This window comes from Inhella sp., assembly GCF_041912635.1.
In the GTDB taxonomy this organism is placed as follows: Bacteria; Pseudomonadota; Gammaproteobacteria; order Burkholderiales; family Burkholderiaceae_C; genus Inhella.
This window is the reverse complement of record NZ_JAYRMO010000037.1, coordinates 36,322-49,550: the sequence shown is the minus strand read 5'-3', so window position 1 is coordinate 49,550 and position 13,229 is coordinate 36,322. Positions and strand designations below refer to the sequence as shown.

General features: G+C 68.7%; 7 protein-coding genes and 1 pseudogene. 4 read left to right on the top strand and 4 right to left on the bottom strand.

All coding sequences use genetic code 11. The annotated features are described in order from the left end of the window. Positions 1-620: pseudogene (locus ACE3QP_RS18620) on the top strand (hypothetical protein); the annotation flags it as partial. Between the two features lie 51 nt (positions 621-671). On the opposite strand, the gene ACE3QP_RS18615 reads toward ACE3QP_RS18620, so the two are convergent. Beyond that, a complete protein-coding gene (locus ACE3QP_RS18615) occupies positions 672-4,130 on the bottom strand; it encodes a S8 family serine peptidase (RefSeq protein ID WP_374438105.1) in 3,459 nt (1,152 codons plus the stop codon). A 344-nt stretch (positions 4,131-4,474) separates the two neighbouring features. On the opposite strand from ACE3QP_RS18615, the gene ACE3QP_RS18610 reads away from it, so the two are divergent. Beyond that, entirely contained in the window at positions 4,475-5,692 is a 1,218-nt protein-coding gene (locus tag ACE3QP_RS18610) for an MFS transporter (RefSeq protein WP_374438103.1), read from the top strand. Between the two features lie 93 nt (positions 5,693-5,785). On the opposite strand, the gene ACE3QP_RS18605 is transcribed toward ACE3QP_RS18610, so the two are convergent. The 3 genes from ACE3QP_RS18605 to ACE3QP_RS18595 all read right to left on the bottom strand — a co-directional run bounded on the left by ACE3QP_RS18605 (position 5,786) and on the right by ACE3QP_RS18595 (position 9,033). Further along, positions 5,786-7,090 carry an NnrS family protein gene (locus ACE3QP_RS18605; RefSeq protein ID WP_374438101.1) on the bottom strand — a complete coding sequence of 435 codons (1,305 nt, stop codon included), beginning with the start codon at positions 7,088-7,090 and terminating at the stop codon, positions 5,786-5,788. 18 nt (positions 7,091-7,108) lie between these two features. Continuing rightward, complete coding sequence (locus ACE3QP_RS18600; RefSeq protein WP_374438100.1) at positions 7,109-8,320, bottom strand: NAD(P)H-dependent flavin oxidoreductase; 1,212 nt, start codon at positions 8,318-8,320, stop codon at positions 7,109-7,111. Between the two features lie 92 nt (positions 8,321-8,412). Then, the gene (locus ACE3QP_RS18595; RefSeq protein WP_374438098.1) at positions 8,413-9,033 is read right to left on the bottom strand and encodes a DUF1579 domain-containing protein; all 621 of its coding nucleotides are present in this window, start codon (positions 9,031-9,033) and stop codon (positions 8,413-8,415) included. Positions 9,034-9,124: 91 nt separating this feature from the next. Here ACE3QP_RS18595 and ACE3QP_RS18590 point away from each other — a divergent pair, with 91 nt between their 5' ends. Next, complete coding sequence (locus tag ACE3QP_RS18590) at positions 9,125-10,153, top strand: LuxR C-terminal-related transcriptional regulator (protein ID WP_374438096.1); 1,029 nt, start codon at positions 9,125-9,127, stop codon at positions 10,151-10,153. A gap of 217 nt (positions 10,154-10,370) precedes the next feature. Next, positions 10,371-13,211 (top strand): TonB-dependent receptor domain-containing protein, encoded by a 2,841-nt coding sequence (locus ACE3QP_RS18585; protein WP_374438094.1) that lies wholly within the window; start codon positions 10,371-10,373, stop codon positions 13,209-13,211. Positions 13,212-13,229: the final 18 nt, after the last annotated feature.

Genomic DNA, 13,229 nt, shown 5'->3' with positions numbered 1-13,229 from the left:
CGAATTTGCAAGAAATCAAAGTCCATTGGATTGATTTCTTGCAACCCGCGCCATCGGCATTGGCCCGCTCACGGCATCTGCGCTCCTATGAGAACGAGGCCGGAGATGGGTTTTTCAGGGTCGACTATCTGGTGCTGCCGCCCGCGCTGGTGCAGCCCTTCGCCCACGCCAAGCGCCTGAGCGACCGCCATGCCGCCACCGGCGCGCAGCGCGCCCTGGCGCGCCTGCTGGAGGACGGCAGCTACAGCCGCCACGTGCGCCGCCTGCGGCGCCTGCAGCAGGCCCGCCAGCGCGCGCTGGTGGAGGCGCTGCAGCGGCATCTGGGCGACCAGGCGGAACTGCAAGGCACCGCCAGCGGCCTGCATCTGGTGCTGTGGCTGAACGGCCTGCAGGCCCGCCAAGAGCCAGCCCTGGCGGCCGCCGCGCTGGCGCGCGGCGTGCGCGTGTACCCGCTGGGGCCTTACTTCCACCCGGACAGCCCAGCGGCGGCGCGGGAGCGGCCGGCGGGCTTGGTGATGGGGTACGCCTTGCTGGAGCCGGAGCGGATTGAGGTGGGGGTGAGGCGGTTGGCGGAGGGGGTGAGGGAGGTTGGGAAGAGGGGCGCCATGTCTAAGGCCTGAAGCGCGAGGAAGCGCTCCCCACCTTCAGACCCGCGCTGACGCGCTCCACACCTATCCAGCGACGTACTCCAATCCAGTACCCGTCAGTCCAACCAAGTCAACTCGCTGAGCAGTCAGATCCAGTTCGACCGCCATCAGGGCCAGAGAAGCCTGCGTGTACTCGCCGCGGTCGAGCAACCCCACGAAGTGAGCAAGTTCACCCGGCCCAGGCAACACGCCCACCACATTCCGGTAGACAAGGTTGACGAAGTCGCGGTTCGAGGTTGAGCCCGCTGCGGCCAGGAACTCTGCACTCGCCACGGCCTGCGCGACCGCCTGGCTCAGGCTAGCGCCGCCGTCCAGTAGGGCCAGCCATTTGCCTACGACCCGCTCCGCTGCGAGTTGTTCAGGGCCGAACAGCGCGCCGATAAGCCGGGCCGCACCACCTGCTGCACCCTGCAGATCGAGGGCTACAGACAAATCTGAGAACACCAATCGCTCGACAGTCGAAAAAACGTCGACTGACCCATCTGGCGCCGTGATCGAGTACTCCGTCGCAGGGCGGTTCGGCTGCTTCACCAGGCGATAGGAGCCCTTCAGGCCTTCAAACCGGATCCGATCGAGTCCATCGTTTCCTTGGAGAACGTCGTTGCCCCGACCGGGTTCGAGCCAATCGTCACCGCTTCCACCCGTCATCAGGTCGGCACCATCGCCGCCCACCAGCACATCGCCACCTGGACCTCCTCCGAGATAGTCATCACCCAGACCGCCCCTGAAGGTGACCGGAAGGGTGCCCGCGATCAGCGCGTCGTCTCCAGTGCCTGCGATAACCGTCCCGACGCGAACGCCGGCCGAGACCGCAAAGGGTGCGCCATTGAGGTTCGAAGCGGTACGGCCAGAAAGGTCGACTCGGCTGTCCAACCCGAGCGCACCAAAGTTGATCGTTTCCAAGCCGCCATCGCTGTCCCGCAGGACTCCTCGCGCAGGATCGCGAGCCACGACATCCGGATATTCGTTCGTGTAGACGTAGACATCGTTGGTCGTGTCAGGCCGGCCGATCAGCGTGATGCCCCAGTCGAGGAAGGTGCCGACCTCACCCCGTTCTATGTCGAAGACCCCAATGCTCCAGCTTCCTACCGACGACTCGCCCCAGTTCAGCACCGTGTCGAAGGTAAAACGAACGTCGTCTTGGGAAGAGCCGTAAGCACCCAGCGCGCCCTGTGAGGGACGGTACATGAGGAAGCTGCTCGTCCCGGCCGGAGAGGTCAGGATGATCGCCAAGTCGCCGATGAAGCTGTGTTGGATGTTCACTGTCACGTCCACGCGCTCCACCAGCATCTGCTCACTGATCTGCAATTGGCTGTAACTCAGGCCTGTGCCGTCAGGGATGGCTTCGCGCACATCCTTGCGAGCACTGACCTCCTTGACATTGGCGCTGGTCTGTGCCGGCTGATCCCAGGCCGCGGCCAGGCGCACGGCGGCCAGTGCGTCGACCTGTCCGAAGCCAGTCGCGTGCGTTAGGGCGTTGAAGTGCATGCCCCCGCCGTTCCAGTTGGTAGCTCCGTTTGACTTCCATTCGCCCACGCCTACGTTGGTCTGGCGCGCAGTCATGGCCAGGATCTGCTGCACGTCCCGATACCCAAGACCTGGGTTCACCTCGAGCATCATCCCGACGATGCCGGAAACGATGGGCGCCGAGAACGATGTGCCGTCAATCCAGGCCAGGTCGGTATTGCTGTAACCCGCCGAGTTTGAGCGATCAGTCGTCAAGATGCTGCCCCAGCTTTGATTGCCCGCACCACCCGGCGCCGAGACCAAAACCGAGGCACCTGTCGTCGAAAAACTCGAGGCTCGGCCAAACGCATCCGTAGCCCCGACAGTGACCACATAGCGGCTGTTCTGGAAGTTGTGCAGATTGGTGTCGTCACCCACGCTGAACGAATTCCCCGCCGACTGCACCACCACCGTTCCGAGGCCCTTTCGGCCAACGGTGGCCAGGTCCTTCAGAGCTGCGAAGGCCGGGGCAAACGTTGGAGACTTTGCATCGTCCAGGAAGGCCCAATTGGTGTCCGTTTGCAGCAAATTACCGAAGCCCCACGAGTTGTTCAGCACGTCCAAGCTTTGGGCGTACCTAAAGGCGTTCGTGATCTCCGTGATGTACTGCTGGCCGAACCGCAGCGGCGAGTAAATGGGAACGATCGTGGAGTCGTAGGCCACGCCAACCACACCATTGCCATCCCGGGCAGCCCCAATCACTCCAGCCACGCTCGTGCCGTGGTTATCGGTGCTGGCGAGCGGCGCGCCGCCTGCACTGAGGTTGCTGGCGTTCACACCCAGTGCCAAGCTTGTGTTACGCGCCAGATCCGGGTTGGCGCGGTCAACACCTTGGTCGAGCACCCCGATCTTGACGCCCTTGCCCGTGGCCAGCTGCCATGCCCAATGGGCACGCACTGTGTACAGGTGCCACTGCCAGGCTGCGTAGGGGTCAATAGGCAGGCTGATGCCCTCAGGCGTGTCGTCGTCGCGGATCTCACCGAACAACCTGCCTTGGTACGCCGCCCCAGTCACAGCGCTGACCTGCACGTCGAACACGCGGCTGGGCTCAAAGTAGGCATTCCCAAAGACGGGTACCTGAACTTCCGCCGAGGAAGCGCCTGCGGGAATCGTCACACTGCGGGATACGGCCTGATAGTCAAACCCCGCCACCGCAGTCCCGTCCTTCGTCGCAAAGGTGAAGGTGACGGCATCGCTGCTGGGCTGGGACAGGCGAAAGCTGAACTTCAAGCTCGTGGTGGCCCCGGCAGCACCTTCGATGACGTACATCGACTCAGCGCTGAGGTTGGGCAGTTCCCGCAAGGACAGTGTGTAGGCACCCCAATCGGCCAATCGATTGCCAGAGACCTCGAAAAAGAACTTGCCGGACCAGCCTGGCGTGAACTCCAACTGGCCGACGCCGCCTGACCCAATGCGGGTGCCGTACTGGTCATAAACCGCAAGGTACCCATTGGCCAGTGGACCGGAAAGTTGCACTCGGTATGCCTTCCCCTCCACGAGATTGGCTCCGTGGAAGTCGGCGTCAGCGGGTAATTCAAGCGTTCCGCCCTTCGACCCGCCAACTACAAGCGTGCTGGTAGTCGATGTTGTGGCTTCGTAGTCGTCAGTGCCGTTGGAAATCATCAGCACCGAGTAGGCGCCAACTGCGGCGCTGCCGAAGGCTCGCCAACTGGATTGGGCATCCACGTAGTAGACGCCGCTGACGGTTGGTGTGAACGTCACCCACTCGCTGCCATTGACGCCCCACGAGTCCGCCGATGCAACCAACTGGCCAGTCGAGTTACGAAGGGCAAGGTAGGCATCCATCGAGGAGCCCAACATCCCGAACTGGTAGCGGTAACCCGCCACCAAATAGGTCACAAACCAATCCGAGTCGAACGGGGACTCTATGCGGCCGTAGGCCAGCCCGCTGAGGTTTAACCAGCCATTGGTTGCCGTAGAGCCGGCAAGGTCCGCCGAGCCTTCTGAAATTGACATGTCTTCTCCCTCCCTATTTGTCTTCTGGTGGTGCGCGCACCGAGTGCCGGCATCAACGCATCTTGTTTGCAGCCATTTTCCTTAGCCGATAAGGTTTGCCAACAATTTAAAGCACCCCTCCTTACTCCCGCACCCCTCGCCTCTTTGTCAACATGGCAGCCGCTGGCACCACAAACAAGGACAACAGCGGCGCCGTGATCGATCCCCCCACCATGGCGCGGCAATGCGGCTCATAGCCTCGCTGTCTTGGCTGGCACCTCGATCTGCAGAAGGAAATTGACGCACTCAAGGTATTGGCACGTGCCGCAGCACGTCGAACCCACGCCAGCCCCTACGCTCGCCTGATGGCCTCACCCCCCACCGCCCCCGCACCCGGCCCCGCCCCTCCGCACCCCCCGCGCCTCCCCACCGCCATCTGGGTCCTCGGCTTCGTCAGCCTGCTGATGGACATCTCCTCCGAGATGATCCACAGCCTGCTGCCGCTCTTCCTGGTGGGCTCGCTGGGCGCCAGCGCGCTGGTGGTGGGGCTGATCGAAGGCCTGGCCGAGGCCACGGCCTTGATCGTCAAGGTGTTCTCCGGCGCCCTGAGCGACTACCTGGGCCGGCGCAAGGGCCTGGCCCTGTTCGGCTATGCGTTGGGTGCGTTGACGAAGCCGCTGTTCGCGTTGGCGCCCGGCATGGCTTGGGTGCTGACGGCGCGCCTGCTCGACCGCATCGGCAAGGGCGTGCGTGGTGCCCCGCGCGACGCCCTGGTGGCCGACCTGGCACCGCCCGCGCTGCGCGGCGCGGCCTTCGGGCTGCGGCAGGCGCTGGACACGGTGGGGGCCTTTCTGGGACCGCTGCTGGCGGTGGGCCTGATGCTGCTGTGGGCCAACGACTTCCGCGCCGTGTTCTGGGTGGCGGTGATTCCGGGCCTGCTGGCGGTGGCGCTGCTGCTGTTCGGCATCCGCGAGCCCACACGGCAGGCGGGCGCGCCGCGTGTCAACCCGATTCGCCGCGAGCGCCTGCGCCAGCTCGGAAGCGGCTACTGGTGGGTGGTGGCTTTGGGTGCGGTGTTCACGCTGGCGCGATTCAGCGAGGCCTTTCTGGTGCTGAAGGCCGAGCAGAGCGGCATCGCCCTGGCCCTGGTGCCGCTGGTGATGGTGGCGATGAACCTGGTGTACGCGGCCTCGGCCTACCCGTTCGGGCGGCTGTCGGACCGGGTGAGCCACCGCGGGCTGCTGGCCGCCGGCCTGCTGGTGCTGATGGCGGCGGACCTGGTGCTGGCCACGGCCAGCCACTGGCTGGGCGTGCTGGCCGGCGTGGTGCTGTGGGGCGTGCACATGGGCATGACGCAGGGCCTGCTGGCCGCCATGGTGGCGGGCGAGGCCCCGGCCGACTTGCGCGGCACGGCGTTTGGCTTCTTCAACCTGGTGAGCGGGGTGGCCCTGCTGCTGGCCAGCGCGCTGGCCGGGCTGCTGTGGGACCGGCTGGGGCCGGGGGCGACCTTCCATGCCGGGGCGGCGTTCTGCGTGGTGGCGCTGGGGCTGGTGGGGTGGCGGGGGGCGGCGGCTTGCAAGTAGGACAGGCTGGCGCTCCACCGGCCTGATGCTGGGAGGGGGCGGCGCTTCCTCAGCGGGCGTCGGTCAGCTCTCAGGACGGTCCTCGGTCCGGTCTCAGCCTTCTCGCCCATCCGCCCGCGGGCGGCCGAGCCAACTGCCATAGCGCAGCGCCCAGCCCACACAGGCCAGCGCCCAGCCGCCAATGGCCGCCAGCGTGAGCGGCGTGGCCTGCGCGGGCCACAGGGCCGCCAGCACACGGGCCAGCACCGCCGCCTGCAGCAGCAGGTAGAGCGCCCAGGCCGGGCCATCCACCGCCAGCGGACGGCCGCTGTGGCCGGCGCTGACGCGGGTGATCATGGCGATCAGCGTGCAGCCCAGATAGCCCATGGTGAGCGCATGCAGCGGGGCCAGGCCCAGGCCCGCATGGCCCAGGGCCTGCAGCGCGTTCGAAGCGGCCGCCAGTGCAAAGGCCAGGCCCAGCCACACAAAGCCGCCATGCAGCATGGCCAGCAGGCGCAGGCCTTTGCCGCGCAGGCTGTGCAGCAGGCCCCAGCGCACGGCCAGCCACAGCAGCAGCGCGGCGGCGGCAGCCTGCAGCATCGCCAATGCAGCCAGCAGCAGGGCGGGCAGCGGGCCCCACAGCGCCGCGGCAAAGCCGGCCAGCGCGGTGGCGCCCAGCGCGCTCAGCATGGCCACCAGCAGCCACTCGGGCCGCCAGGCTTCCAGCGCCGGCAGCACGGCCTGGGTGAAGAAGGGCAGCATGCGGTGCGAGACGGCGGTGAACACCGGCGCCAGAAAGCCCCACAGCGCCAGCTGAATGGCTGCGCCCAGCAGCGCGGCCTGGCCCTGCCAGAGTGCGAAGGCGGCCAGGGCCATGGCCAGCAGGCCGTAGGCCGCGGCGCCGGCCACGATCTGCGCATGCAGGCGGTCGGCCACCTGGCTGGCGCGCAGGATGTGCAGGTAGCGGCGCAGCAGCAGCGCCCAGCCGCTGGCCGCCAGGGCCACGCCGGCGGCGGCCAGGGCGGCGCTGAAATGGAAGCCCGGCAGGGCGAGCAGCCAGCCGCCTGCGAGCGCCAGCACGCCGGGCAGCAGACCGCGTGCGTCCACCTCGGGCTGGGCCAGCCAGCGCGGGCCGGCGGTGAACAGAAAGCCGACGATGAAGAGCGGCATGAAGCTCAAGGCCAGCAGCAGGCCATGCGCCTGCGCCGGCGCCACCGCCCAGGGCGGCTCGAGCCCGCAGGCGCGTGCCAGCAGCACCGCGCCCCACCACAGGGCGCTCAGCGCCAGCCACACCGCGGCGCTGAAGAAGCCGAGGCGGTGCGGTGCAGTGAGCAGGCGCGCCAGGCGCCAGCCGCCGCTCTGCGGTGGGGCGGGCGGCATCGGCGGCGGGGCCTGCATGTGCAGGGGGAAAGTGGCCACGGTGGCGGGCTCAGCCTCTCAGGCTCCGGGGGCGGTGCCCAAAGCGATGCCGGGGGTGAGCAGGCGCTCCATCAGCTGGCGCACGCTGGTGATGTGCTCGCCAAAGGGCATGCCGCCGCGGCCGCGGAAGAACAGGCCGCCGCGGGTGTCGCCGCGCAGCGCGGCGGCCAGGCGTTGGTCAATACAGAACTGGCCCCAGCCCTTCATGCCGTCGCGCAGGCCGCATTGCTGCAGGCAGTCAAAGGCCAGGGTGCAGCGGCTCTTGACCTGGGCCACGGCCTGCAGACGGGCCTCGGCGCCGAGGTACTTCTTCAGCCAGGGGGTGAGCACGGCGCGCGCCGGCAGGCCGGCCACGCTGGTGATCTCGACCAGGTCTTCTTCACGCGCGCCGGCCAGCACGCGCTTGAACTCGATGTCGGCATCGCACTCCTCGGTGGCGACGAAGGCGGTGCCGAGTTGGGCGGCGTCGGCGCCCAGGGCCTGCACGCGCTGGATGTCTTCGCAGCGGCGGATGCCGCCGGCGGCGATCAAGGGCACACGGCCTTCGACGCCGGCATCGCGCAGCAGCTGGCGCACGGCCGGCAGCACGGTTTCGAACTCGAAGCGGGCGTCGTTGACGTCGGCGATCTTGGCGGCGCCCAGGTGGCCGGCGGCATGGCCGGGGTGCTCGATGACGATGGCATCAGGCAGGCGCTGCTGGCGCTCCCACTTCTTCAGCACCAGGGCCACGCCGCGGGCGTCGCTCAAGATCGGAATGAGCGCGGTCTTGGGGTGCTCCTTGGCCAGGCCGGGCAGATCGAGCGGCAGGCCGGCGCCCACCACCACGGCGTCGATGCCGTTTTCCAGCGCGGTCTTGATCGAGGCGGCGTAGTCGCTGACGGCGCGCATCACGTTCACGGCCACCAGGCCAGCGCCCTTGGCAATTTCACGCGCGGCCTGGATCTCGCGCGCCAGCGCTTCCTGGTTGGCGGCCTGGATGACGGCCTTCTTGGTTTCGTTCTCCGGCAGGCCTTCGCTGCGCGCCATCAGGTCGGGGTGGTGGCGGCGCAAGTCCACCGAGGAGATGGTGCCCACGCCGCCCTGCGCGGCCACGGCGCCGGCCAGGCGGTGGGCCGAGACGCCCACCCCCATGCCGCCCTGCACGATGGGCAGGAGCTCACGCCCGGCCAGGCTGAGGGCGCGCAGACCGGCGCGCGCGCGCGCCAGGTCCAAGGAGGCAAAGGCAGTCATGGCTCAGGTCCGGAAACAAGCGGACCGCGAGCCTAGGGTTTCTGCCGGCGCGGGTCTTTGATGCAGTTCAAGCTGTGCGTTCGCCCACGCGCCTATTGCGGCGCCACCGCCCCGCCGGCCGGCCAGCTGCTGGGGCCGATGCGGCGAACTGTCATCTCGTAGACCTTGCGCGGCTCCTGGCCTTCGGCGATGCGCTCACCGATCTCCGTCCACACTCCGTCCTTCAGCGTGGCGGTGTAGCGCAGGCGCGCGTTCGGGCCGGCAGCCGTGCTCCACACAAAGCCATCGGGCCGCACCTCGAAGGGGTGGTCGCCCTCGAAGCCCATGGCGTAGGAATAGAAGCCGTAGCTCTGCGTCTGCGGGCGCCAGGAAATGGTGCCGAAGGCGTTGAAGCGCAGCTTGCCCTCGGCGTCGTAGCCGCGGCCTTCCACCACGCGCAAGCTGCCGTCGAGCATCGGGCCGAAGCGTTCGGTCTGCGTCAGCTCCAGCCACTGGCCGTTGGGCATCAGGGTGCGGGCGGTGCCGCGCCACTCGCCCTCGAAGCCGGCGAGCGCGCTCAGGGCCTGGCGCTGCGCGGCCTGGCGCACGGCCGGGTCGTAGGGGTTCTGGGCGCGTGCCGCATCGGGCAGGCCAAGCAGGCTCAGGCCGGTGCAGACGAGCACACAGGCCAGGAGGGCGGTGCCGCGCGGCGGCTTGCGGGATTGGGTAGACATGGCCACAGACTATGCCGCGGCGGCCGCAGTTGCCTCCCCCCTAGGGAGGAGTGCAGCGCCGCCGCGGGCGGGGGCTTTCCATAATCGGCGGGTGGTCCAAGCCGCCCGTCCCCTTCTGGAATTCCAGCGCCTGGATGCGTTGCAGTTGCCCCTGCCCGACCTGATGCGAGAGCTGCAGCAGCATCTGGACCGCTGCATCGGCCTGGATTCGCTGGTGGTGCATTGGTACGACGAGCAGGCCGGCATGAACGAGTTCTATGCCGACCCGGGCTGGAATGCCGAGGCCATCGAGGCCTATGTGGCCGACAACCGGCACGCCCAGGCGGTGCACCGCCGTATCGCGCTGCAGCGCCTGCGGACGCGCCAGGTCTACAGCCTAGATGAGCAGGCGCTGCGCGGCCGCGAGGTGTACGACACCGTGGTGCGCCCGCTGGGCCTGGGCGCGGTGCTGAGCCTGCCCTACTGGCAGCCGGGGCTGCGCGCCATCGTCAGCTGCGTGCGCAGCGCCAGTGGCCCGCACAAGGGGCGCTTCGCGCCGGCCGACCTGCGCCAGGCCGAACGCCTGCACGGCGCGCTGGGCGGGCTGCTGGCACGCGAACCGGGCCCGCCCACGCCGGCCCTGGTGCAGCCCGGTGCCGCACTGATGGTGCTGGACGCCGACGGCCGGCTGCTGCAGGCCTGTGCGCGCGGCCGCCGCCTGCTGGCCTTGCTGGAGGCCAGCCCGGCGGGCGCAGATTTCCAGGCCCGCCTGCAGCAGGCCCTGGGCCGGCTGGAACCAGCGGCCGATGCCGCCGAGTTCGACTTCAGCTTGCGCGAGGGCCGCTACCGCCTGCGCCTGCGCCCACTCGGTGCCCTGGGCACCACCCGCCCTTGGGTGGCGGTGGAGTGGGACCGCCTGAGCCACCCCGATCTGAAGCTGCTGACGCTGGCGCGCCAGGCGGGCCTGAGCCGGCGCGAGCTGCAGGTGGCCCAGGCGCTGCTGGGCAGTGCAAGCGTAGAAGCCATCGCGCGCCAATTGGGCGTGGCCGAATCGACGCTCAAGACCCTGAGCCGCTCGCTCTACCAGCGCCTGCAGGTGAGCGATCGGCAAGGCCTGTGGCGCAAGTTCGCCGCGGCTTGAAGACGGCCTGACTTCGCCGTTCGGCCACTGTGCCGATTTCGGGCCCGCGCGCGCCGAGCCGCCTCAAGCCAGAAGCGCCCGCGCTCCGCACAGTCACGCCCCGTTGCACCCCGGCCCACAAGGCCCGGGCCGCGGCCGTTCCGTTCCCGTTTTCTACCTCCCCCCTGCCCGCCGCTGCCGCTGTGGCCGCCGCGCGCCTCCCCTTTTCGGAGTTCCCATGCAAGCGAAGAAGTCCCGCCTGTTCCTGGCGGTGTGCGCCGCGCTGGCCGCCACCGGCGCCCAGGCCCAGCAAGAGCCACAGACGCAGCTCGAACGCGTCGAGATCACCGGTTCCTCCATCAAGCGCCTGGCCGACCAGGGCGCGTTGCCGGTGCAAGTGATCAGCCGCATCGACATCGAACGCAGCGGCGCCAAGAGTGCCGAAGACCTGATCCAGGCTCTGCCTTCGATGCAGGGCTTCACGGTGGCGGCCGAATCCGTGAACGGCAGCGGCGGCGGGGTGCAGAACGCCTCGCTGCACAGCTTGGGCGCGCGCTACACCCTGGTGCTGCTGAACGGCCGCCGCCTGGCCGCCTACAACGCCGGCTCGGCGGTGAACCTGGCCAGCATCCCGCTGGCCGCGGTGGAGCGCGTGGAGGTGCTGACCGACGGCGCCTCGGCCCTGTACGGCTCGGACGCCGTGGCCGGCGTCGTCAACTTCATCCTGCGCCGCGGCCAGACGGACTGGGTGCTGAACCTCAGCCACAACCAGCCCGAGCAGAAGGGCGGCGCCAGCAGCAGCTTCTCGCTCTCCAAGGGCTTCGGCGACCTGGACCAGGACCGCTTCAGCCTGCTGATGACCTATGCGCACGACGAGCAGAAGGAGCTCAACGCCGCCGACCGCCCCTTCGGCGCCTCGGGCATCCGCGAGTTCAGCCACGGCGGCCAGCGCTATGCGCTGTACCAGCTGGCGGTGAACACCACGCCGGCCTCCGTCACGCTCGGCTTGAAGAACCCCATCGTCAAGGACGGCGAGCCCTATAGCGCCGTGACCTTCTCGCCCAACTACCTGAAGAACGGCCAGTGCGCGCCCAACACCGCGCTGACCACGGTGGGCCCCGACAAGGCCTGCTACTTCGACTTCGCCGCCACCGTGCAGCTGATCCCGGACTCGACGCGCGACAGCTTCTTCAGCGCCGGCCAGTTCAAGCTGGACAAGAACACCACCCTGTTCGGTGAGGTGGTGCTCTCGCAGTTCGACCAGCGCGCCCGCTACGCGCCGGCGGCGCAGGGCATCGCGCTCTCGCTGGCCGACCCGCTCTACAAGGAGTACGTGCTGCCGCACCTGGCCACGATGGGCGTGGACCCAGCCAACGTCAGCCGCGCCACCACCAACAACCGCTTCGTCGATGCCGGCGGCCGCGCCAATCTGTACCAGACGCGCGCCCAGCACCTGGCCTTCGGCATCGAGGGCCAGTGGCGCGAGTTCGACTACAGCGCCAGCCTGGTGCACTCCACCAGCCAGCAGGACAACGACTACGACGGCGGCTACATGAGCCGCAACTGCTACGCCGGCCTGGTGAGCGCCGGCAAGGTCAACCCCTTTGCCGCGGCCGGTGGCAACGCCGCCTTGTTCGGCCCCTGCGTGCTGCACGAGCGCGCCACCCGCACCGAGACCGCGCTGGACGTGCTGAGCCTGCGTGGCTCGGGCGAGCTGTTCAGCCTGCCGGCCGGCGGCGCCCAACTGGGCGTGGGCGTGGACCTGGCGCGCCAGCAGTACGACTCCCTGCCCAGCCCCATCAACCAGGGCCCCAACAAGATCGGCGGCGCCAACGACACGGTGTTCGGCTCCTCGCCCGGCGCGCTGCCGGTGGGCGCCACGCGCAACAACTGGGGCGCCTTCGGCGAGCTGCTGATGCCGCTCTACAAGGGCGTGGACCTGACCGCCGCGGTGCGCTGGGACGACTACGCCAAGGCCCGCAACCGCTACCTGTTCAAGAGCGACGGCACGCTGGACGCCCCGGGCAGCCAGGGCAACGCGAACAGCAAGTCCACCTACAAGCTGGCGCTGCGCGTGGCGCCCACCCGCGAGTGGCTGCTGCGCGGCTCGCTGGGCAGCGGCTTCAAGGCCCCGAACCTGGACGAGATCACCCAACCGCTGCAGGACTTCGGTGTCACCAGCGGCAAGTACCCCTGCCCGGTGAAGGCCCCCGACCCGCGCGCGGTGGACTGCCGCGGCACCACCCAGTACGACCTGCTGACCGGCGGCAACCCCTTGAGCGGCGCGCTGGGCCTGAAGCCCGAAGAGAGCCAGAACCGCACCATCGGCTTCCGCCTGGAGCCGACGCGCAGCCTGAGCTTCGGGATGGACGCCTGGTGGGTCAAGATGAAGAACCAGATCGTCGCCCTGCCCGAGACCTTCCCGTTCAAGAACCCGGCCGGCTACGACGGCCTGTTCCGCACCGTGTTCGACGCCGGCCTGGGCGCCAACAAGCTGGCCACCCTGCTGCCCAACTTCAACCTCGGCCGTTCGCGCTACAGCGGCATCGACTGGGAGCTCAGCAGCAGCAGCGACCTGGGCATCGGCAAGCTGAAGATCGAGTGGAACGGCACCTACATGCTGCGCTCCGAGGTCGAGATCGGCGGTGAGGTAGAGAGCAGCGTGGGCCGCTTCGACGGCTACAACAACGTCACCGCCCGCATCGTGCAGCGCCTGGCCGCCACGCTGAAGCAGAACGCGATGTTCAGCCACACCCTGGCCTGGAACTGGCGCTCGGGCTACCACGACGCCGTGCAGACCGCCGACGACGGCTCGATCAAGGTGGTGAATGCCGACGGCAGCCTGGGTGACTACGCCACCGTGGTGCGCGATGTGGCCGCCTTCAGCACCCTGGACTGGCAGACCCGCCTCGACTGGAACAAGCACCTGAGCCTGAGCCTGGGCGCCAAGAACCTGCTCGACCGCGACCCACCGCTGTCCATCCGCACGTCCGGCGGCGGCAACCAGGCCGGCTTCGACCCGCGCTACGCCAGCCCGCTGGGGCGGCAGTGGTATGTGACGGCGACGGTGAAGTACTGAGCGGTCCGGGCCGGTAGC